Annotated in this window: 23 protein-coding genes; 8 read left to right on the forward strand and 15 right to left on the reverse strand. The window is 68.6% G+C overall.

Annotated features, from left to right (window positions below; genetic code table 11):
- The first annotated feature begins 55 nt into the window (after positions 1 to 55).
- Positions 56 to 439: a hypothetical protein gene (locus tag ABIC25_RS04940; RefSeq protein ID WP_354560247.1), complete on the forward strand. Its 384-nt coding sequence runs from the start codon at positions 56 to 58 to the stop codon at positions 437 to 439.
- Positions 440 to 475: 36 nt separating this feature from the next.
- On the opposite strand, the gene ABIC25_RS04945 is transcribed toward ABIC25_RS04940, so the two are convergent.
- The 8 genes from ABIC25_RS04945 to ABIC25_RS04980 all read right to left on the reverse strand — a co-directional run bounded on the left by ABIC25_RS04945 (position 476) and on the right by ABIC25_RS04980 (position 7964).
- The gene (locus ABIC25_RS04945; RefSeq protein ID WP_248645157.1) at positions 476 to 799 is read right to left on the reverse strand and encodes a DUF3349 domain-containing protein; all 324 of its coding nucleotides are present in this window, start codon (positions 797 to 799) and stop codon (positions 476 to 478) included.
- A 7-nt stretch (positions 800 to 806) separates the two neighbouring features.
- Entirely contained in the window at positions 807 to 1088 is a 282-nt protein-coding gene (locus ABIC25_RS04950) for a hypothetical protein (protein WP_354560248.1), read from the reverse strand.
- 36 nt (positions 1089 to 1124) lie between these two features.
- Entirely contained in the window at positions 1125 to 2336 is a 1212-nt protein-coding gene (locus ABIC25_RS04955; protein WP_180819291.1) for an inorganic phosphate transporter, read from the reverse strand.
- Between the two features lie 151 nt (positions 2337 to 2487).
- Positions 2488 to 2850: a GNAT family N-acetyltransferase gene (locus ABIC25_RS04960; protein ID WP_101819037.1), complete on the reverse strand. Its 363-nt coding sequence runs from the start codon at positions 2848 to 2850 to the stop codon at positions 2488 to 2490.
- Positions 2851 to 3007: 157 nt separating this feature from the next.
- Positions 3008 to 4810: an acetyl/propionyl/methylcrotonyl-CoA carboxylase subunit alpha gene (locus ABIC25_RS04965; RefSeq protein ID WP_354560249.1), complete on the reverse strand. Its 1803-nt coding sequence runs from the start codon at positions 4808 to 4810 to the stop codon at positions 3008 to 3010.
- 208 nt (positions 4811 to 5018) lie between these two features.
- Positions 5019 to 6620, reverse strand: a complete 1602-nt coding sequence (locus ABIC25_RS04970; protein ID WP_239400377.1) for a condensation domain-containing protein — start codon at positions 6618 to 6620, stop codon at positions 5019 to 5021.
- Positions 6617 to 7054, reverse strand: coding sequence for a SufE family protein (locus ABIC25_RS04975; RefSeq protein ID WP_064571638.1), 438 nt, complete (start codon positions 7052 to 7054; stop codon positions 6617 to 6619). The genes ABIC25_RS04970 and ABIC25_RS04975 overlap by 4 nt, the downstream gene beginning before the upstream one ends.
- Before the next feature lie 13 nt (positions 7055 to 7067).
- Entirely contained in the window at positions 7068 to 7964 is an 897-nt protein-coding gene (locus ABIC25_RS04980; RefSeq protein WP_239400375.1) for a sulfurtransferase, read from the reverse strand.
- A 151-nt stretch (positions 7965 to 8115) separates the two neighbouring features.
- Here ABIC25_RS04980 and ABIC25_RS04985 point away from each other — a divergent pair, with 151 nt between their 5' ends.
- Positions 8116 to 9120 (forward strand): neutral zinc metallopeptidase, encoded by a 1005-nt coding sequence (locus ABIC25_RS04985; protein ID WP_354560251.1) that lies wholly within the window; start codon positions 8116 to 8118, stop codon positions 9118 to 9120.
- Positions 9121 to 9198: 78 nt separating this feature from the next.
- Here ABIC25_RS04985 and ABIC25_RS04990 read toward each other — a convergent pair whose 3' ends face one another.
- From ABIC25_RS04990 to ABIC25_RS05000, 3 genes are read right to left on the reverse strand one after another with little or no spacing between them, the layout of a single operon-like run.
- Entirely contained in the window at positions 9199 to 9867 is a 669-nt protein-coding gene (locus ABIC25_RS04990; RefSeq protein WP_354560253.1) for a Maf family protein, read from the reverse strand.
- Between the two features lies 1 nt (position 9868).
- Positions 9869 to 10087 (reverse strand): acyl-CoA carboxylase subunit epsilon, encoded by a 219-nt coding sequence (locus ABIC25_RS04995; RefSeq protein ID WP_354560254.1) that lies wholly within the window; start codon positions 10085 to 10087, stop codon positions 9869 to 9871.
- 32 nt (positions 10088 to 10119) lie between these two features.
- Positions 10120 to 11748, reverse strand: a complete 1629-nt coding sequence (locus tag ABIC25_RS05000; RefSeq protein ID WP_004572226.1) for an acyl-CoA carboxylase subunit beta — start codon at positions 11746 to 11748, stop codon at positions 10120 to 10122.
- Between the two features lie 158 nt (positions 11749 to 11906).
- On the opposite strand from ABIC25_RS05000, the gene ABIC25_RS05005 reads away from it, so the two are divergent.
- The gene (locus tag ABIC25_RS05005) at positions 11907 to 12698 is read left to right on the forward strand and encodes a biotin--[acetyl-CoA-carboxylase] ligase (protein ID WP_354560256.1); all 792 of its coding nucleotides are present in this window, start codon (positions 11907 to 11909) and stop codon (positions 12696 to 12698) included.
- Positions 12699 to 12736: 38 nt separating this feature from the next.
- On the opposite strand, the gene ABIC25_RS05010 is transcribed toward ABIC25_RS05005, so the two are convergent.
- The gene (locus tag ABIC25_RS05010; protein ID WP_354560258.1) at positions 12737 to 13345 is read right to left on the reverse strand and encodes a hypothetical protein; all 609 of its coding nucleotides are present in this window, start codon (positions 13343 to 13345) and stop codon (positions 12737 to 12739) included.
- Between the two features lie 183 nt (positions 13346 to 13528).
- On the opposite strand from ABIC25_RS05010, the gene ABIC25_RS05015 reads away from it, so the two are divergent.
- The 3 genes from ABIC25_RS05015 to ABIC25_RS05025 are packed head-to-tail and all read left to right on the forward strand — an operon-like array spanning position 13529 to position 16221.
- Positions 13529 to 14146: a PH domain-containing protein gene (locus ABIC25_RS05015; RefSeq protein ID WP_354560340.1), complete on the forward strand. Its 618-nt coding sequence runs from the start codon at positions 13529 to 13531 to the stop codon at positions 14144 to 14146.
- The gene (locus tag ABIC25_RS05020) at positions 14143 to 14817 is read left to right on the forward strand and encodes a response regulator transcription factor (protein WP_004572230.1); all 675 of its coding nucleotides are present in this window, start codon (positions 14143 to 14145) and stop codon (positions 14815 to 14817) included. The genes ABIC25_RS05015 and ABIC25_RS05020 overlap by 4 nt, the downstream gene beginning before the upstream one ends.
- A gap of 6 nt (positions 14818 to 14823) precedes the next feature.
- Positions 14824 to 16221, forward strand: a complete 1398-nt coding sequence (locus tag ABIC25_RS05025; RefSeq protein WP_354560259.1) for a sensor histidine kinase — start codon at positions 14824 to 14826, stop codon at positions 16219 to 16221.
- Here ABIC25_RS05025 and ABIC25_RS05030 read toward each other — a convergent pair.
- A complete protein-coding gene (locus tag ABIC25_RS05030) occupies positions 16193 to 16753 on the reverse strand; it encodes a GtrA family protein (RefSeq protein ID WP_033205461.1) in 561 nt (186 codons plus the stop codon). The genes ABIC25_RS05025 and ABIC25_RS05030 overlap by 29 nt on opposite strands.
- A gap of 79 nt (positions 16754 to 16832) precedes the next feature.
- Between ABIC25_RS05030 and ABIC25_RS05035 the strand changes: the two genes are divergently transcribed.
- Positions 16833 to 18134 (forward strand): 5-(carboxyamino)imidazole ribonucleotide synthase, encoded by a 1302-nt coding sequence (locus ABIC25_RS05035; RefSeq protein ID WP_101819030.1) that lies wholly within the window; start codon positions 16833 to 16835, stop codon positions 18132 to 18134.
- Positions 18131 to 18643 (forward strand): 5-(carboxyamino)imidazole ribonucleotide mutase, encoded by a 513-nt coding sequence (purE, locus tag ABIC25_RS05040; RefSeq protein WP_004572234.1) that lies wholly within the window; start codon positions 18131 to 18133, stop codon positions 18641 to 18643. Before ABIC25_RS05035 ends, purE begins: the two co-directional genes overlap by 4 nt.
- Before the next feature lie 14 nt (positions 18644 to 18657).
- Here purE and ABIC25_RS05045 read toward each other — a convergent pair whose 3' ends face one another.
- Positions 18658 to 19488 carry a dienelactone hydrolase family protein gene (locus tag ABIC25_RS05045; protein WP_354560260.1) on the reverse strand — a complete coding sequence of 277 codons (831 nt, stop codon included), beginning with the start codon at positions 19486 to 19488 and terminating at the stop codon, positions 18658 to 18660.
- A gap of 4 nt (positions 19489 to 19492) precedes the next feature.
- Positions 19493 to 19867: a nitroreductase family deazaflavin-dependent oxidoreductase gene (locus ABIC25_RS05050; RefSeq protein WP_248645164.1), complete on the reverse strand. Its 375-nt coding sequence runs from the start codon at positions 19865 to 19867 to the stop codon at positions 19493 to 19495.
- Between the last annotated feature and the right edge of the window lie 35 nt (positions 19868 to 19902).

Genomic DNA, 19902 nt, shown 5'->3' on the forward strand with positions numbered 1-19902 from the left:
CGTGCGTCGTGGACGCGCGGTCACCTGGAACCACCGCTAGTCAAGGAGTAAAGAAATGCGCAAGATCGTCCGCACGGCTCTCATCAGCGCCGGAGTCATCATCCCCGCACTCGGGATCTCGGTGCCTTCCGAGGCCGTGATCACCGATCAGTACGACCGGGTCAAGACCGTGTTCTGCTCATCGGAGCGCTACGGCAACGACGTCGAATACGACAACGGCAACCGCCACTACGACCAGCGCGTCCAACTGTCGCAGCGGAACAACGGGCTGTGGTGCGGGTCGTCGAGCTTCACCGAGTACAAGGAATACGGCCAGTACATTTCCGCGGACATCCAGAACGACAACGCGAGTTATGTGTACTGCGCCATCTGGATCAACGGTCAGATCGCCGAACGCGACGAAGACCGCTCCGAGTACGGTGCCTGGGCCATGTGCTGAGGTGGACCGGAACGAGCGCGATCGGTTGTCCGACTCCTAGTGCAACGGTTCGTCGTCGAACGGCCAGCCCGAGGCCTCGAGATGCCTTCGGACGCGGGCGATGTCGTCCTCGTGGGGGAGGTCTTGGGTGATCGCGGTGATCTTGACCCCGGCGTCGATCTTCGAGATCGGTTCGGGCGGCGGCGGTGCGTCCCCTCGATCGCGGATGAGGTCGGCGGATACGCTCTCCGCCTCTTCCTCGCTCAGCTGACGACGCAGGAGCGCGAACAACGGGACGTAGTCCTCGCGGGGCACCCCGTCGGGGTAGCCGACCCGCAGCCAATCCACGATCCGCTTCAAAAACTGGCCTCGGTCCGCCACGGCGCCTCTACTTGTAACCGAACGGGAAGATCTTCACGTCGAGGTAGTAGTAGATGGTCTGGCGGGTGATCCACAGCAGCGCGGTGACGATGACGAGTGCGACAACCGCGAAGATCACGTAACCGAGCAGTCGCAGGGAGGCACTGCCGTTCGAGATGGTGCCGTCCGCGCCGACGCCGGGCGCACCTTGGGCATGACAACGCAGGCCCACGGCGAACAGCGCGGGGAGTCCGGCGCCGAAAACCAGGCCCACCAGCAAGACCTTGATGATCGATTCGACGATGTCCATCGGTGTTCGAGTCCTTTCGGGATGCGTCGGTGACCGTCAGGCGATCGTGGTGGGCTTGGCCTGATCAGCCGGAATGATCGAGTCGGTGGTGTCGTCCCATTCGGCGTTGACGTTGTGCGAGTCGATCTTGTTCTGCTGCGCGCGCCAGTACAGGTACCCGGACGCGGCGAGCAGGAGGACGAAGATGGCGATGCCGCCCGCGACGTCGCCCAACAGATTGGCGATGAAGTAGCAGAAGGCACCGACGAGTCCCGCGGCCGGCAGCGTCGTCATCCACGCGACGGCCATACGCCCCGCGACCGACCATCGGACCTGCGCACCCTTCTTGCCTACACCCGAACCCAGGATCGAACCCGTCGCCACCTGCGTGGTCGACAGGGCCATCCCGGCCGCACTCGAGGTGAGGATGATCGCGGCCGACGAAGCCTCGGCCGCCATGCCCTGGGGTGAGCTGATCTCGACGAGACCCTTGCCCAACGTCCGGATGATGCGCCACCCGCCGAGGTAGGTCCCGATCGCAATGGCTGCGGCACAGGAGAAGACGACCCAGAAGGGCAGGCCGTGGCTCACCGTCGAGGCGTCGAGGTGGCCGGTGACGATGAGTGCCATCGCGATGACCCCCATCGTCTTCTGTGCGTCACCGGTTCCGTGAGCAAGCGACACCAGGGACGCGCTCGCGATCTGGCCGTACCGGAACCCGGCCTCTTTGCGGTTCGCGTCGATACGACGGGTGATCGCGAAGACGAGCCACGTGCCGCAGGCCGCCACGATGCACGCGATGACGGGCGCGAACAGCGCGGGAACGATGATCTTCGAGAGCACACCGTGCCAGTTGATGCCGGAGAGGCCGATCGCCGCGATACCGGAACCGATGAGCCCGCCGAACAGTGCATGGGACGACGAGGACGGTAGGCCGAACAGCCAGGTGAACAGATTCCAGAGAATGCCGCCGATGAGTCCGGCGAAGATGATCAGCAGGGCGGTGGTCGGAGTGAGTCCGGTGACGACGTCGCCCGACGTCTGCTGGATGTTGAGGACGTCCTTGGTGATGGTGGCGGCCACCTCCACGGACAAGAACGCGCCGACGAGGTTGAGGACGGCGGATATCCCCACGGCAACCTTGGGTTTGAGAGCTCCGGTGGCGATCGAGGTGGCCATCGCGTTGCCGGTGTCGTGGAATCCGTTGGTGAAGTCGAAGCCGAGTGCCGTGATCACCAACAGCACGAGGAGGAGCATCTCACCGGTCATTGCCCAATCATGCTGCCGGACCGCCGGTTTCACCTAGAAAGCGAATGCCGGAATTGCCGGTTTCGTCCTGGGGCTTTGCCGGTGCAGCGTCAGGTGTTCACCAAGAATTCACCAAACGGCGTCGACGGGTGGCGGTCGGTGGCTTCGAGGCTCATCCGATCTCGCGCTCGATCGGGGTCTCGACAGCCAGTTGTAGCGCACCCTCGGCGAACCGGGAGACCGGTCCGATCGCGGCATCCAGCGCCTCGTCGTAGCCGTCGCGCGCCTCGCCCCAGAGCCGGCCCGACGAACCGTCTCGCGTCACCCCGATCACGGCGATGAGCTCACCGGTGGTCGGGATGCAGACCGCCCAGACGAACCTCGTCTCCGACTCCCAGCCGTGATGTGCCGCAGTGACATACGCGGTGGGGTCGTCGACCTGGAGACGAGACAACGCCGGGACGTCGGTGATCCGCTCGTCCGCACGAAGCGCACGTAGATACCACGTCCCGGCGTTGATCTCGACTGGCTGCATTGTGTTTTCTGCCCGTTGTCCTTGCCCTTCGAGGCTCGTCGCTTGCGCTCCTCGCACCTCAGGGAGCAGAGGGGGCTCGTCGCTTGCGCTCCTCGCACCTCAGGGAGCAGAGGGGGCTCGTCGCTTGCGCTCCTCGCACCTCAGGGGGCAGGAAGGGTCACTTCAGCTCGAGCAGCACCGTGCCCTGGGTGACGGCGGCGCCGGCCTCGATGGTGAGGCCGGTGACGACGCCGTCCTTGTGGGCGGTGACCGGGTTCTCCATCTTCATGGCCTCGAGCACGACGACCAGATCGCCGGCAGCGACTTCCTGGCCCTCTTCGACGGCGACCTTGACGACGGTGCCCTGCATCGGAGCGGCCACGGCGTCACCGGAAACGGCTGCGCCGCCGCCCTTCTTGCGCGAGCGTGCCTTCGGCTTCTTGCGGACGACGCCGTTGGCCGAGCCGCCGCCGCCACCGAGCGCGAGATCGCCGGGCAGCGACACCTCGACGCGACGGCCGCCGACCTCGACGACGACGTTCTGCCGCGGTGCGGCCTCGTCCTCGTCGATCGGCTTGCCGCCGGTGTACGGCTCGATCGGGTTGTCCCAGTCGGTCTCGATCCACTTGGTGTAGATGTCGAACTTCTCGCCGTCGCCGATGAAGGCGGGGTTGGAGACGATGTGCCGGTGGAACGGGATGACCGTCGCCAGGCCTTCGACCTGGAACTCGGCGAGCGCGCGACGCGACCGCTCGAGAGCCTGCTCGCGGGTCTCGCCGGTGACGATCAGCTTCGCCAGCATCGAGTCGAACTGTCCGCCGATGACGTCACCCTCGACGACACCGGAGTCGACGCGCACGCCGGGGCCGGTCGGCTCCTTGTAGACCGAGATCGGCCCGGGGGCGGGCAGGAAGTTGCGACCCGCGTCCTCGCCGTTGATCCGGAACTCGAACGAGTGGCCGCGCGGGGTCGGGTCCTCGGTGAACTCCAGCTTCTCGCCGTTGGCGATCCGGAACTGCTGACGCACGAGGTCGATGCCCGCGGTCTCCTCCGTGACCGGGTGCTCGACCTGCAGGCGCGTGTTGACCTCGAGGAACGAGACCAGGCCGTCGCTGCCGACCAGGAACTCGACGGTGCCGGCACCGTAGTAACCGGCCTCGCGGCAGATGGCCTTCGCGGACTCGTGGATCTTGGACCGCTGCTCGGTGGTGAGGAACGGCGCGGGGGCCTCCTCGACCAGCTTCTGGAAACGACGCTGCAGCGAGCAGTCGCGGGTGCCTGCGACGATGACGTTGCCGTGCTGGTCGGCGATGACCTGGGCCTCGACGTGGCGGGCCTTGTCGAGGTAGCGCTCGACGAAGCACTCGCCGCGACCGAACGCGGCGACGGCCTCGCGGGTGGCCGACTCGAACAGGTGCGGGATCTCCTCGATGGTGTACGCCACCTTCATCCCGCGTCCACCGCCGCCGAACGCCGCCTTGATGGCGACCGGCACGCCGTGCTCCTGGGCGAAGGCCACGACCTCGTCGGCGTCCTTGACCGGGTCCTTGGTGCCAGGGGCCATCGGGGCGTCGGCCTTCAGCGCGATGTGGCGCGCGGTGACCTTGTCGCCGAGGTCGCGGATCGACTGCGGTGACGGACCGATCCAGATGAGTCCGGCGTCGATGACGGCCTGGGCGAAGTCGCCGTTCTCCGACAGGAAGCCGTACCCGGGGTGGATCGCGTCCGCGCCGGACTTCTTCGCCGCGTCGAGGATCTTGTCGAAGACCAGGTATGACTCCGCCGAGGTCTGCCCGCCCAGTGCGAAGGCCTCGTCGGCGAGCTTGACGAACTGCGCGTTCGCGTCGGGCTCGGCGTAGACGGCAACGCTCGCGATGCCTGCATCCCGGGCGGCGCGGATCACGCGGACAGCGATCTCGCCGCGATTGGCGATGAGGACCTTGCTGATTGCGGACGGGGTGTTCGCAGAGGTACTGGGCACTTGTTCTCCTGGGCCTTACTCGTACTCGGGTGCTCACGACGCGGTAGCGCACGCGACACGGTTGTCGGACGTCGGTCAAGTCTGGTGGTACGCCGTCACCGGCCGGGATGAGGACGGCGAGGGCGATGCGACACCTTCGAGGTGCAGGTGTCGCGACCTTCCGGGCAATACCCTAGCCCACCGAGCAATCGTTCGGTGGAGCCCTGGGTCACAACGCCGGAGAGAATGTGCTCGCCTCACCGAGGTCGCGGATCAGTTCGGCGAAACCGTGCAGGTAGGCGTGGACGGGACCGGCGGAGGCATCGATGTCGCGAGCGGAAGCACCCGGACCTCCGGGCTCGGAAAATGTGACGATTCCCTCACGTTGTGCCTCCAGGAGCGTCCCCGACGACGGGCGGGCGGCAGCCCGGCCTGACGGGACGCTTGGTGTCGGGACGTCGGTCGCCGAGGCGGCGACGCCCAGATCGCGCGGCCGGGACTCCCGCGGGAAGCGGGCGGAGTACCGCAGGCCCGACGGCGTGCGATTGATCCAGATGTACACCTCGTCGGGGGAGTAGCTGTGACTCCGGATGACTTTCGCGCGCCCGGCGTCGGCCGCACCGGCGCCCGGGGCGTAGCGGGTGTCGATGAACGAGATCACGAACCTGGGTCCGCCCTTGTGACCGATCAGGTCGGCCACGCGCAGGAACGGCAACGACGCCCCCTGACGACCGCGTTTGAGCGCGGCGGTCGACCGGGCGACGGTCTGGTCGAACGTGGGGGAGTCGGACATGTCCACACAGAAGGGGGCGACCCCCACGAACCAGCCGAGCGACGTCAGCCAGCGGGCATCGTTGCGGGTGTGCCGAGGCAGCACGCAGCGGAACTCCCGGTCGCCGGTCAGTTCGTGATGAACCACTGCGAAGGCCGCGAGCACCCCCGCGGTCAGGGTGCCACCCGCCTCCGAGCAGATCGCGGTGAACCGGTTGGCCGTCTCGTCATCGGCGATGACACCCCACAGTGACTCCTGGGGTTGTGCGGGGTCCGCGGCGCTCTCGTCCGGGGTGGGCTCTGCTGGTCGGGCGGGCTCGGTCGTGAGCAGGCCGGGCATGTCACCGGCCCCGGCGGCCAGGAACTCCGACCACAGGCCGACGGCCGGGTGGTCGCGGCCGGTCTGGTCGGCGATCCGGCGTTCCTCGGCGCTGAAGTCGACATAGCTGCCCACCTCCGGCAGATTCGCGCCACGATGCTCTCGCGCCGCGCGGTACAGCGAGACCAGTTCCTGCTGCGCCATGATCAGGGAGTATCCGTCCACCAGCGAATGGTCGGCGGCGAAGAGCAGGGTGAACGACCGCTCGCGACCGACGGTCGCGAACCGGTACGCCGGCCAATGCAGCGGCGCGGTGGCGCGATCGAACGAACCGGCCAGCTGCTCGACGAGCGGGCCGGACTCGGCATACCAGCCGATCCGGCCCATCTTCAGTTTCACACTGCCCGGTGCGGTGGTGAGTCGCTGCAGTCCGGATCCCTTGATCACGACGTGACTCCGTAGGACCTCGTGCCGATCGATCCACTGGGTCAGCACCGAGCGGATGGCCGGGATCGACAGCGGCTCGTCGAACTCGATGCTCAGCCCGAGCCACGCCTCGCGTCCACCCTCACGACGGTTGCGGATCCGGAACTCGAACGCGTCGCGGAGATGCTGCTCGTGGTTGTGCGAGGTCAACCGGGGGTCGTAATCCCAGGTGCCCAGCCCGCCCGGCACATACGGGGTCCATTCGACGAGGCCGCCGGGCTCGATGGGTTCGTCGCGGATCTGGATGAATTTCATGCCCCGGAGAGGTCGGGCACCTGGTGACGCACCTGGGCCTTGATCCGGCCCAGCATTCCCGCCATCCCCCGCAGACGGAGCGGGCTCACCGCGCTCCCGAGTCCGAGGTCGTAGTAGAAATCCGATGGCACGTCGAGGATTTCGCGCGCCGACGCAGTGTCGAGTCCCTGGTGCAGGATCGCGGCGAACCCGCGGGTCGTCGGCGCCTCGCGCGGCGCACTGAAATGCAACCGCACCGACGCCGGGTCGGCGGCGTCCACCGACAGGAACACCGGCGACTGGCACTCGGGTACCGGTTCCATCGCATCCTGCTCGAGATGCGCAGGCAGATCGGGCAATTCGCCGGCGAACTCGAGCAGGAGCGTGATCTTGTCGGAGTCGCCGAGCGCACCGAAGTCGTCGACGATCTCGGCCAGGGCTGGGGGCAGGCTCATCGTGCGGTCGGGCTCACTCGCTGCCGGGTACGGCGCCCGGCTCGTCGCCGACGGCGATCGGAACCCGCACGGCATTGCCCCACTCGGTCCACGAGCCGTCGTAGTTGCGGACCGCGGAGTGACCGAGCAGGTGCGTGAGCACGAACCACGTGTGGCTCGACCGCTCGCCGATACGGCAATAGGCGATGGTGGGTGTCTGCGGATCGAGATCGGCGTAGATCTCGTCGAGCTCGGCGCGGCTGCGGAAACGGCCGTCGGGCGCCGCGGACTTCGCCCAGGGGATGGAGATGGCGGTGGGGATGTGCCCGCCGCGCAGCGCGCCCTCCTCCGGGTAATCCGGCATGTGGGTGCGCTCGCCCGTGTACTCCTGCGGCGAACGGACGTCGACCAGCGGCTCGGTGCCCAGGGCCTCCAGGACCTGCGGTGCGAACGCCCGGATCGCGGTGTCGTCGCGCTCAACGACCGGGTAGTCCGACCGGGGATAGTCGGGAACGTCGAAGGAGGTGTCGCGGTCCTCGGCCATCCAGGCGTCGCGTCCGCCGTCGAGCAACCGGACGTCCTCGTGACCGAACAGGGTGAACACCCACAGCGCGTAGGCAGCCCACCAGTTGCTCTTGTCGCCGTAGATCACGACGGTGTCGTCGCGCTCGATTCCCTTGCTGCGCATCAACTCCGCGAACTGCTCGCCGTTGATGTAATCGCGCGTGACCGGATCGTTGAGATGCAGGTGCCAGTCGATCTTCTGGGCCGTCGGGATGTGGCCGATGTCGTAGAGCAACACATCCTCGTCGGACTCGATGATCTTGAGTCCCTTGGCGCCGAGATGCGCCGAGAGCCACTGGGTCGTCACCAGCCGTTCGGGGTGGGCGTATTCGGCGAAGGCCGGATTCGGGTCGGTGTCAACGCTCACGGTGCTCTCCAGCTCGCTGTTCGGACGTTCCTCGTGGATCACGCGGACCATCTGCGGTCCCGCTGATAAAGGGTAGGGCATCGGCCGGAGCGTGCTTCGATCAGACGACAAACCGCAGGTGAAGCGGGGCATCGCCTGCTAGGTTCGCCGAATGATCGATCGACGTGGCCCCCTCGCGGTGCGGTGGGCGGTCTCCCTGGCCGCGGTGGCGGCGCTGACCGTCGGAAGCGGATGTTCGCTGATCCCGTCCGACGATTCGGGGCGGGTTCCGGGGTCGTCCGCGTCGACGAGCGCCACCCCGAGTCCGACGCCGTCACGCCCGCCGGGTTCCGCGGGTTCGGATTCCTCTCGGCCGTCCGACGCCGACCCGGCCCAGTGCCGCCCCGACGACTGTCCGAAGCTGCCGACGCCGACCGCGGAACTCATGACGAGCGGGGTGACCCCGGCCAACGTCGACACCGCGGTCCCCGAGTACCTCACGACGCTCCTCGACGACCTCGACCAGACGTGGGGCGGATGGTTCGACGAGCTCGGCTGGGGGGATCCCGCGCCAGGCCGGGTGCTCATCGGGTCGGGCACCTCGTTCACCACCGAATGCATTGTCGGTGACGAGGATTCGCGCCCCGTGCCGATTCCCTCCGACGAGGCGAACGCGTTCTTCTGCGGCGCGGACACCGAGCCGAACGGGCAGGGCACCCCCACCGAGGGCAGCGTCGTACTGCCGGTCGAGACCTTCGCGGCCATCTGGGACGGCAACGTCTTCGGGGTCCCGTCGCCGATCGTCGGCGACTTCACCGCCGCGATCGTCGTCGCGCACGAATACGGCCACAACGTGGTGTTCCGGATGGCCGAGGCCTTCGACATCCCGGACCGCCGACTCCCGGCCGGCAAGAACAGCGAGCTCATCGCCGATTGCCTGGCCGCGAACTGGGGTGCCACCGCCTACCAGCGGGATGCGCTCGGCGCCAAGGAGATCCTGCAGGTCGCGAGCCTGCTGCCGATCATCGGCGACACCGGGGGCGCCTCCGGACACGGGTCGGCGCGCGAGCGCGCGGTGGCCCTGACGGTCGGCCTCACCGGCCCGCAGTTCAACCGCCAGGGACAGCCCGTGGACTGCATCAAGCGGTACTGGCCGGAGTTCTTCGAGGCGGAGTGATTTCGACAAGCTCAATCAGCGGTGGGGTGCGCTCGATCAGCGGTGGGGTGCGCTCGATCAGCGGTGGGGTGCGCTCGCTCAGCGGTGCCAGAAGTCGGTCACCGACAGGCCGACGTCGCGCAGGAGGGTGCGGACCAACGGCAGCCCGATGCCGATGACCGACGACGGATCACCCTCGATGCGCTCGACCAGCCAGCCGCCGAGGCCGTCGAGGGTGAAGGCGCCCGCGACCTGCAACGGTTCGCCGCTGGCGACGTACCGGTGGATGACGTCGTCGTCGGCGTCGGCGAAGTGGATCGTGGTGGAACTCGTGCCGCCGGCGGTGGCGCGCCGGTCCAGCCGGATCAGGTGGTGTCCGGTCAGCAGGTCGGCGCTACGACCGCGCATGTCCGACCACTGCGCGACAGCGCGCTCGGGCGTGTGCGGTTTACCGAGGAGCTGATCGCCCAGGTGGAGCATCGAGTCACAGCCGATGACGACGACAGGATCGCCGGAGTCGGCCAGTTCGGCGATCTCCGGGAGCGCCGCGACCGCCTCGGCCTTGGCGCGGGCCAGTTCGGCGACGACCACACCGGCCGGCGTGGAGCCGGGAAGCCGCGCGAGGAGCGCATGCTCGTCGACGTCCGATACGCGAACGACAGGTTCGACGCCGGCCGCCCGCAGGATGCGGAGCCGGGCCGGCGAGGCCGAGCCGAGCACGAAGATCGGGCCGGTGGGACCCGGCCCGATCTCGGATGAGCGTGTCACCTCAGTAGCGGAGGTTGGTGAAGCTCCCGGGACCGCCCCACTGCGGGCGCAACCGGTCGATGGGCCGGCCCCAGTCGTTGCGCGTCGCGGGCTCGGAGTCGCCGCCGCCCGAGCCGGCCCCGGCGAGGACGGTCACCAGCACGGCGAGGTCCTCGTCGGTCGGCTGGCCGCCGACGACGGTCAGGAACGGATGCTCGGACTTCGTCGACTCTTCGCTCACGGAATTCTCGCTCTCGGGACGACCGGCTGATGTCACAGGGGGATGTTGCCGTGCTTCTTCGGCGGCAGATTGACCATCTTGCGCTCGAGCAGCTTGAGCGCGGTGGCGATCTGTCCTCGGGTGTGGCTCGGCGGGATGACCGCGTCGACGTATCCGCGTGCAGCGGCCACGTACGGGTTGACGAGGGTGTCCTCGTACTCCTCCTGCAGTTGCAGGCGCAGGGCGTCGACGTCCTCGCCCTTGGCGGCGGCGTCCTTGAGCTGACTGCGGTAGACGAACCCGACCGCGCCCGAGGCGCCCATGACCGCGATCTGGGCGGTCGGCCACGCCAGGTTCACGTCGGCACCCATGTGCTTGGAACCCATGACGTCGTAGGCGCCGCCGTAGGCCTTGCGGGTGATGACGGTGATCTTGCCGACCGTGGCCTCGCCGTAGGCGTAGAGCAGCTTGGCGCCGCGGCGGATGATGCCGCGATACTCCTGGTCGGTGCCGGGCAGAAAGCCGGGGACGTCGACCAGGGTGACGATCGGGATGTTGAAGGCGTCGCAGGTGCGGACGAAGCGCGCGGCCTTTTCCGAGGCGTCGATGTCGAGGCAACCCGCGAACTGGGTGGGCTGATTGGCGACGATGCCGACGCTACGGCCGTCGACGCGTCCGTAGCCGATGATGATGTTGGTCGCGTATTCGGCCTGGACCTCGAGGAACTCGTCGTCGTCGAGGATGCGGCGGATCACCTCGTGCATGTCGTACGGCTGGTTCGGCGAATCCGGGATCAGCGTGTCGAGTTCGAGGTCCTCCTCGGTGAGGGTGTCCTCGATGGAACCGGCGGCCGGCTGCGCGACCGGCAGACGCGGTGCGTCCGCCCGGTTGTTGCTCGGCAGGTAGCCGAGCAGCTCCTTGACGTACTCGAGGGCGTCCTCCTCGTCGGAGGCGACATAGTGGGCGGTGCCCGACTTCGACATGTGCGTGTGCGCACCGCCGAGCTCCTCCATCGTCACCTCTTCGCCGGTGACCGTCTTGATGACGTCGGGGCCGGTGATGAACATCTGGCTGGTCTGGTCGACCATCACCACGAAGTCGGTGAGCGCGGGGGAGTAGACGTGACCGCCGGCCGCGGCGCCCATGATCAGCGAGATCTGCGGGATGACGCCGGAGGCGCGCACGTTGCGGTGGAAGATCTCGCCGTACAGACCGAGCGAGACCACGCCCTCCTGGATACGGGCGCCGGCGCCGTCGTTGATGCCGATCAGCGGACGGCCGGTCTTGATCGCGAGATCCATGACCTTGACGATCTTCTCGCCGTAGACCTCGCCGAGGCTGCCGCCGAAGACGGTGGAGTCCTGCGAGAAGACGCAGACCTCGCGGCCGTCGATGGTGCCGTAACCCGAGACGACGCCGTCGCCGAGCGGACGGCGCTCAGCGAGTCCGAAGTTGGTGCTGCGGTGCCGGGCGAGGGCGTCGAGTTCGACGAACGACCCCTCGTCGAGCAGGTGCGTGATGCGCTCCCGCGCGGTCAGCTTGCCCTTGGCGTGGGTCTTCTCGACGGCGGCCTCACCCACCGGGTGCTTCGTCTCGTCGAGACGATTACGCAGATCGGCGAGCTTTCCCGCCGTGGTGTGGATGTCGGGAGCGGCGGCGTCGTCGCGAGAAGCAGTGGTCATGACTGACGATGCTAACTACCCGGGTGTGAGCCACGTCAACCGGATCAACGTGAGATATCCCTCAGGTTTCCGAGCGATCGGTCGGTGGGATGGGCGCACCTCGTCGAAACAGGCGGTACCCGACCGTCCCACCGCGGCGGACAGTAGGTTCGTTGTCCATGAGCCTCGACGCCGATCTGCTCCGTACCCGACTCGCCGACACCCGGTGGCACCGGATCGAGGTGGTCGAGGCGACCGGCTCCACCAACGCCGACCTCGTGTCCCGTGCCGCCGCCGAACCCGTCGGGGGAACTGTCCGCATCACCACCGACCAGACGGCGGGACGCGGACGTCACGCGCGGACATGGACGGCGCCCGCCGGCACACAGCTGGCCATGTCGGCCGCGATCGACGTCGCCGACCACACCGAGGACCTGGGCTGGCTCTCGCTGCTGGCCGGCCTCGCCGCGGTCCAGGGCGTCGACGACGCGATGGGTGTGCGCCCGACGCTCAAATGGCCGAACGATGTGCTGATCGACGGCAAGAAGGTCGCGGGGATCCTCTCGGAGTACACCCGCTCCGAGCACGGCCCGACCGGGCCGGGAGGAGTGGCGGTGATCGGCACCGGACTCAACACCACGATGGCGGCGGGCCAGCTGCCGGTCCCGACCGCGACCTCGCTCGGGCTCGCGACCGGCCGCGACGTGCCGCTGACCGACCTGGCCGCGTCGTACCTACGGGCGCTCTCGGACCTGCTCGACCTCTGGCCGCACGACCTGGACGGGCTGGCGGCGCGATACCGCGACAGCAGCGACACCATCGGCCGCCGCGTTCGTCTGGTCCTACCCGGCGATCGCGAGGTCGTCGGCACCGCGACCGGGGTCGACCATTCCGGCCGGATCGTCGTCGACGCCGATGGTCAGCAGGTGGTGGCCGCGGCGGGCGACGTGACCCATCTGCGGCCGGAGTGACTTCGACTCGGCTCGGCCAGCGGGGGCGGCCGGAGTGACTAGCGCTGCAGGCTCTTGCCGGCCATGGCCGGGATGATCGTCAGGGAGGGCAGGCCGATCACGAGGTGCACGATCGCGGTCTCGATGCCCACCGAGATCTGGTTGTAGGTCAGGATCGGGATGAGCACGGCCGCCACGAGCAGCAGGCCGACGATCCAGCGGTAGAACTGGTCGGGCGATGGGGTGACCATGTGCAGGACGTACCAGAGGGCGCCGGCGGCGAGGGCGCACAGGAAACCGACGACCCCGAACCAGAGCTCGCTGGCGGCGACCGGGTTCCACACGCCGAGCTTGCCCGATTCGTTCACCTTCTCGACGAACGCGGAGATGATCCAGGCCACCAGCCAGGCGGCCAGGCCGGTGACCACACCGGTCATCACCACACCGCCGGCGAACGTGACGGGATTGATGTCCGGGCCGCGACGGGGTTTCGGCGGCCGGCCCTGCCCATAGCCGCCCTGGGGATAACCGCCCTGGCCGGCGTACGGATCTGCCGCGTAGGGATCTCGCGCATACGGGTCGTTCTGGCTGCTGTACGCGCGTGACTCAGGGGTGTAGCCGGACTCGTAGCGCGCGGTCCGCGGGTCACGGGGATCCTGGTAGCTCATGGCATTCTCCTCGCCGACCGGTCGCGAAGCCGATGGTCGGATCTGGTGTCGGGGCCCTGACATGCTCACTGCTCTCCGACGGCGGTGGCCTGTGGTTGGCAGTCTACTCAGGCCGTCCCGCGATCCGGCGGTGTCCGAGCGGCGCGTTCACGCGGGTTGGCCCCGGTCGGGCCGGTGCCGTTTATGCTGGGCCGCATGGCCTATCCGCGGGAGAACCTGGCACCGGGAGAGCGTGTCGTCCTCCATCGACATCCGCACTGGAAGTGCCTGCTGGGTCCGTTCCTGCTGTTCGCGATCGTGACGGCGGCCGCGGGCGTGTTGGTCGGGGTCATCACCGCATCGTCGCTGCGGTCCACACCGCAGACCGTTCTGCTCCTCGTGGTCGCGGTGGTATGGGCTGCGAGCTTCTGCTGGTACTTCATTCGCCCGCTCTTGGCATGGAAGACAACACATTTCGTGCTCACCGATCGGCGGGTGATGTTCCGCAACGGGATCATCACCCGGTCGGGCATCGACATCCCGATCCGCCGGATCAACACGGTCGAGTTCCGGCACGGCCTCGTCGACCGCATGCTGCGCACCGGCACGCTGGTCATCGAATCGGCGTCGGACGAGCCGCTGTCCTTCGACGACATCCCGCAGGTGGAGCGGGTACATGCGCTGCTGTACCACGAGGTACTCGACGTCCACGACGACGAGGATCATCCGTTGGAAGGACGCCGGCGCGACTCCTATGACCAGCCCGCCGCGGGTATCGGTCACCACGTAGACCACTCCGACCGCGCGGCCCGAGACCGATGACCACCGTGCTGCTCGCCGAGGACGACGCCGCGATCGCCGAACCGCTCGCGCGGGCGCTGTCGCGCGAGGGGTACGGCTGCGAGGTCGTCTCGACCGGCGCCGACGCCCTGGAGAAGGCACTCGACACCCGCTATGAGTTGCTCATCCTCGATCTCGGGTTGCCGGTGCTGGACGGCTTGGAGGTGTGCCGGCGCGTGCGGGCCCAGCGGCCCGCGCTCGCGGTGCTGATGCTGACCGCGCGCACCGACGAGGTCGACTTCGTGGTCGGACTCGACGCCGGGGCCGACGACTACGTCGGCAAACCGTTCCGGCTGGCCGAGCTGCTCGCCCGGGTGCGCGCTCTCCTGCGTCGTCGCCAGCCCGGGGACGTGGTGCTCGAGGGCGGCGCCCTGCGCCTCGACGCCCGTGCGCGGCGGGTCCTGGTCAACGGGCACGACCTCACCCTCGCGAACCGCGAGTTCGACCTCCTGCGCTTCCTGATGGAACGTGCCGGCGAGGTCGTGACCCGCGAGGAGATCCTCACCGAGGTGTGGGGTTCGGCCGACCTGCGGTCGTCGAAGACCCTCGACATGCACATCTCCTGGCTGCGCCGGAAGATCGGCGACGACCGCCACGACCGTCCCCGCCACATCGTGACCGTGCGCGGGGTCGGTTTCCGGTTCGACCCGTAGACGCTCATGCGCCGTCGCCTGCTCACGACCATGATCGCAGTCCTGCTGGCGGTCGGTGGTCTGCTGGGCATCCCGCTGAGCGTCGTCGCGTGGTGGTGGGTGGCCGACAACGCGCATCAGGACCTGGACAACCGGCTCAAGATCATCGCCGATCAGCTGATCCGGCAGGAGGGGGCCGACGGCCGGATTCCGCCGGAGTCCCTCGATCGCGAGGCCTTCCAGCTGCTCCTGCCGCCGAACGGCCGCCTGACCGTCACCTTCCCCGATCTGTCGGGGACCCCGCAGCGCACCGTCGTGGGTGCCGAGATCGGCGGTTCCCGACTCTCGGAATCGATCGCGCTGGGTGCCGCGGGAACGCTGACCCTGTCGATCCCGCTGGACGAGGTGCGCAACGACCAGTTCACCGCGGCCTCGATCGTCGCCGTCATCGTCGTCGCGTCCGTGATCGGCGGCACGCTGGTCGCGGCGGTCACCGCGGGACGGATCGTCGATCCGCTCACCGATCTCGCGAACCGCGCGGCGACCATGGGCCGGGGAGATTTCCGGACCCAGTGGAAGATGTACGGGATCACCGAACTCGACCGGGTGTCGCGCGCGCTGGCCGACGCGAACACCGAGCTCGCCCTGCGCCTCGAGCGCGAGCGGGAGGTCGCCGGGGACGCGTCGCACCAGCTGCGCAGCCGGCTCACCGCCATCCAGCTGCGTCTGGAGGAACTGACCCTCCACGACGACCCCGCGGTGATCACCGAGGCCGAAGCCGCGCTCGACCAGGTGGAACGGCTGTCCACCGAACTGGACGAGCTGGTCGAGGCGTCACGCGCCGACGAGCCCGCCCCGGAGTTCGTCGACATGTCCGAGATGCTGACGACCCTGGTCGGAGACTTCCGGCACGCCTTCGAGGCACGGGGCCGGGAGCTGGTCGTGACCTTCGACGGGGTGCCGCATGCACTGACCTCGAATCCGGGCCGGCTGCGCGAGGCGGTCAGCGTGCTCGTCGACAATGCGCTGCAGCACGGCCGCGGGACATGCCGGATCCATGTGGGGACCCTGCCCGCGGGCGATCTGGTGCGCATCACCGTCGCGGATGAGGGCGACGGGGTGGCCGACGAGATCGCCGTCCACATCTTCCGACGGGGATTCTCGGCCGGACACCGACCCGGTGCCGGCCGGAGCGGGGTCGGGCTGTCCCTGGCCCGGGCCCTCATCGAATCCGACGGGGGACGGCTCGAACTCACCGTCCGTCGGCCACCGGTGTTCGCGATCGTCGTGCCCGCCCGGCTGGTCACCGGACGCGAGCACGTCGGGACCGACCGCGGTGATTCCGATCTCGCCGAGGACATCGACGAGAAGACCGGCCGGGCCGCGGAACCACGCGTCAGGCGTGACCGAGTTCCTCATCGTTGAGCTCGGCGAGGGAGGGATGCAGATCGGTCGATCCGGCGTCGCCACCCCGCAGCTGCTCCTCGGGGAAGGCGAACTTCCGCAGCGCCCAGAACCGGAACGCCATCTGCAGGAGGTTGCCGATGATGAAGCCGAGCACGAAGTCGACGACCACGACCTCAGACACGGTGAGGTTCGAGCGCATGTCGAAGACGTTGTTGGCGACGAACAGCGGGGCGGCCTGCAGGATCACGCCGACGCCGCTGATGGCGAAGAACAGCATGGCCTCGTGGTGACGCTCGCGTCCGCCACGGTTCTTGAAGGCCCACTCGCGGTTGAGGATGTAACTGAGGATCGTGGCCAGGACCCCGGAGATGACCTTGGCGATGACCGGTTTCTGTTCGAGCACGGTGAGGCTCAGGCTGTAGAAGATCGCCATGTCGAAGACGAACGTGGTACCGCCGACCATCGCGAACTTGATCAGTTCGTGGTGCCGCATGACGAGCCGACGGACCGGCGCGGGAAGGCGGGCGATCATCTCGTCGATCAATGGCACAAGATCCGAGTGTACGAAACGACAACCGCCGGGCGCTTCCTGGGCGGGGGCGTGCGAATGACGCCGCGCCCATGCCACGATGGTTCGCGTGAATTCACGCGAGCAGGCCGACGGCGCCGTGTCCCCGTCGTCCCAGGTGCCGCCGGTGCCGGACGCCGAACGTACGAACGGCCGGTCGTCGGGGATGCCGACCGTCACCATGATCGGCGGTGGCCAGCTCGCACGGATGACCCACCAGGCGGCCATCGCCCTGGGCCAGTGCCTCCGGGTGCTCGCCGCCTCGGAGTCGGATCCGGCGGCCCAGGTCAGCGCCGACATCGTTCTGGGGTCGCACGACGAACTCGATGATCTGCGCCGGGCCGCGGCCGGGTCCGTCGCCCTGACCTTCGACCACGAGGGCGTCCCCCTGGCGCATCTACGCGCGCTCGAGGCCGAGGGCGTGGCCGTGCTCCCGCCGTCGAAGGCACTGCACTTCGCGCAGGACAAGCTGGCGATGCGTGTCCGGCTGGCCGAACTCGGCCTGCCCGTGCCCGACTTCGCCGACCTGTCCGGCGATCGCGCCGCCGCCCGCGCGCGTCTGATCGAGTTCGGCGAGGCCAACGACTGGGCCATCGTCGTGAAGGCAGTGCGCGGCGGTTACGACGGCCGCGGCGTCTGGCTCGTCGACGGTGCGCAGGACGCACTCGCCGTCTTCGACGACTACCCGGACGACGCGCCGGCGCTGCTCGCCGAACAGAAGGTGCCGATGCGGCGCGAGCTGTCGGCGATGATCGCGCGGTCCCCGTTCGGGCAGGGCGGGGCGTGGCCGGTGGTCGAGACCATCCAGCGCAACGGCCAGTGCGCCGTCGTCCTGGCGCCGGCGCCCGGGCTCGACGGCGAGGTGGCCGCGCGCGCCCAGCAGATGGCGCTGCGACTGGCCGACGAGCTCGGCGTGGTCGGTGTGATGGCGATGGAGCTCTTCGAGACCGTCGACGGCGAACTGGTCGTCAACGAGCTGGCGATGCGGCCGCACAACAGCGGGCACTGGACGATGGACGGGGCGGTGACCTCGCAGTTCGAGCAGCATCTCCGCGCCGTCCTCGACTATCCGCTCGGCAGCACCGCACCGAGCGCCCCGCTGACGGTGATGGCCAACATCCTCGGCGCCCAGGAGGCGCCGGCGATGTCGATGGACGAGCGGATGCACCATCTGATGGCCCGGATGCCCGAGGCCAAGGTGCACCTCTACGGCAAGGGTGAGCGACCCGACCGGAAGATCGGGCACGTGAACATCGTGGGGCGCGAAGGGGATTCGCCCGAGTCGGTACGCGAGCGTGCCGAACGGGCGGCCCAATGGATGTCGCAGGCGACGTGGACCGACGGATGGGATGAACATTCATGAGTGAGACACACGGCCCGCGGGTCGGCCTGATCATGGGCAGCGACTCGGACTGGCCGACGATGAAGGCCGCGGCCGAGGCGCTCGCCGAGTTCGACGTGCCGTTCCAGGTCGGGGTCGTCTCGGCGCACCGCACCCCGCAGCGCATGCTCGACTATGCGGCCGGTGCCGCCGGTCACGGCATCGAGGTGATCATCGCGGGAGCCGGTGGCGCCGCACACCTCCCGGGCATGGTCGCCTCCGCGACCCCGTTGCCCGTGATCGGCGTGCCCGTCCCGCTCCGACACCTCGACGGACTCGATTCGCTGCTGTCGATCGTGCAGATGCCCGCCGGTGTCCCGGTGGCGACCGTCTCGGTCGGCGGGGCCCGCAATGCCGGTCTGCTCGCGGTGCGGATACTGGCGTCGTCGGACGCCGGCCTCCGGGAACGCATGGTCGAATTCCAGAAGGGTCTCGAGCAGATGGTGCTCGACAAGGACGCCGCGTTGCAGCAGGAGCTGTTGGGCGAGTAGGTCTCTCGTCTCGGTCAGGCCGTGGGCTGCAGGCCGAGCTTTTCGGTGAAGAAGTCGATGACCCGGTCGTAGGCCTCGCGGGTGGGCTGTCCCGGTTCGTCGATCAGGTCCTCGGTCAGCACCGAATGTGGCTGTGGCAGCATCGAATCCGGGTTTGCGGACTCGTCGGGTAGTTCGACGCCGATGAAGGCGTCGCCGAGAAGCTCACGAAGGTGGGCGAATCGGGCCTCCGGCACGAGCCGGTCCCCGCGGAACCGCAGACCCATGACCTCCAGGCCCCGTGCGCACCGGGCTTGCACCAGAGCCAGATCCGACTCACTCACGTCGATGGCACGGGCCCGTCCCGGCAACACCGCGAACGGCAGCGAGGGTTGGGACAGGACCGGGGCGAGCATGCGATCGTCGGTGGCCATCGCCAGAGCGAACCCGCCGGTGAAACACATCCCGACCGCGCCGACGCCGGGGCCGCCGCACCGGTCGTGCTCACGGGCGGCCAGCGCGCGCAACCAGGACGCGACCGGGGAGGTCTTGCCGGTCGCCAGGATCGTGAACTCGCGGGTGATGCAGGCCCGGGCGATGGTGCCGAGCATGTTCGTCGCCGAACCGACGGCACCGAGGTTCTCCGGGCGCGGGTCCCGGCCGTCGACACCGAACAGCGATGGGAGGACGGCTGTGGCACCGGCGCCGGCGATCCGGCGCGCCACGTTCGCCACCTTGGGGCTGATCCCCGGCATCTCGGCGATGACGATGACCGCCGGGCCGCTGCCGAGCCGGTGGACTCGGCGGGTGGTCCCGCACATGGTCACGTCCTCGGTGTCGAAGTCCGCGAGCGCATCGTCGGCCATCCGATCACGCCCGATGCAGGGTGCCGAGGAGCGCGGAGTCGAACAGTCGCGCCGGGATGCGCGCCCCACGCGCGATGTCGGGCGAGTCCGACGGCACCACCCGTGGGCCGGTCACCCGGTAGTGCCGGTTCTTCCGGATCAGTCCGAAGCTGCCCGCGGCCTGCACGTTGCGGACCCAGTCGGTGTGCCGCCCGTAGGTGAGGATGATCGTGAGCCGGTCGCCGTCGACCCACGCGAGCACCGGGATGGAGTAGTGCTTGCCGGATTTGCGGCCGACGTGTTCGACCATCGCGTAGGGGGCCAGCCGGGGCGCCCACTGTCGCTGGATGGGGTTCGTCACGCGCTTGTTCAGGCGGGCCACCGCGCGGGGGATTCGCATGTCCCCACTGTGCCCGATCGGCGGCGTGCCCGCCG

The sequence above is a fragment of the Gordonia sp. PvP123 genome (assembly GCF_040547295.1).
Lineage (GTDB): Bacteria > Actinomycetota > Actinomycetes > Mycobacteriales > Mycobacteriaceae > Gordonia > Gordonia terrae.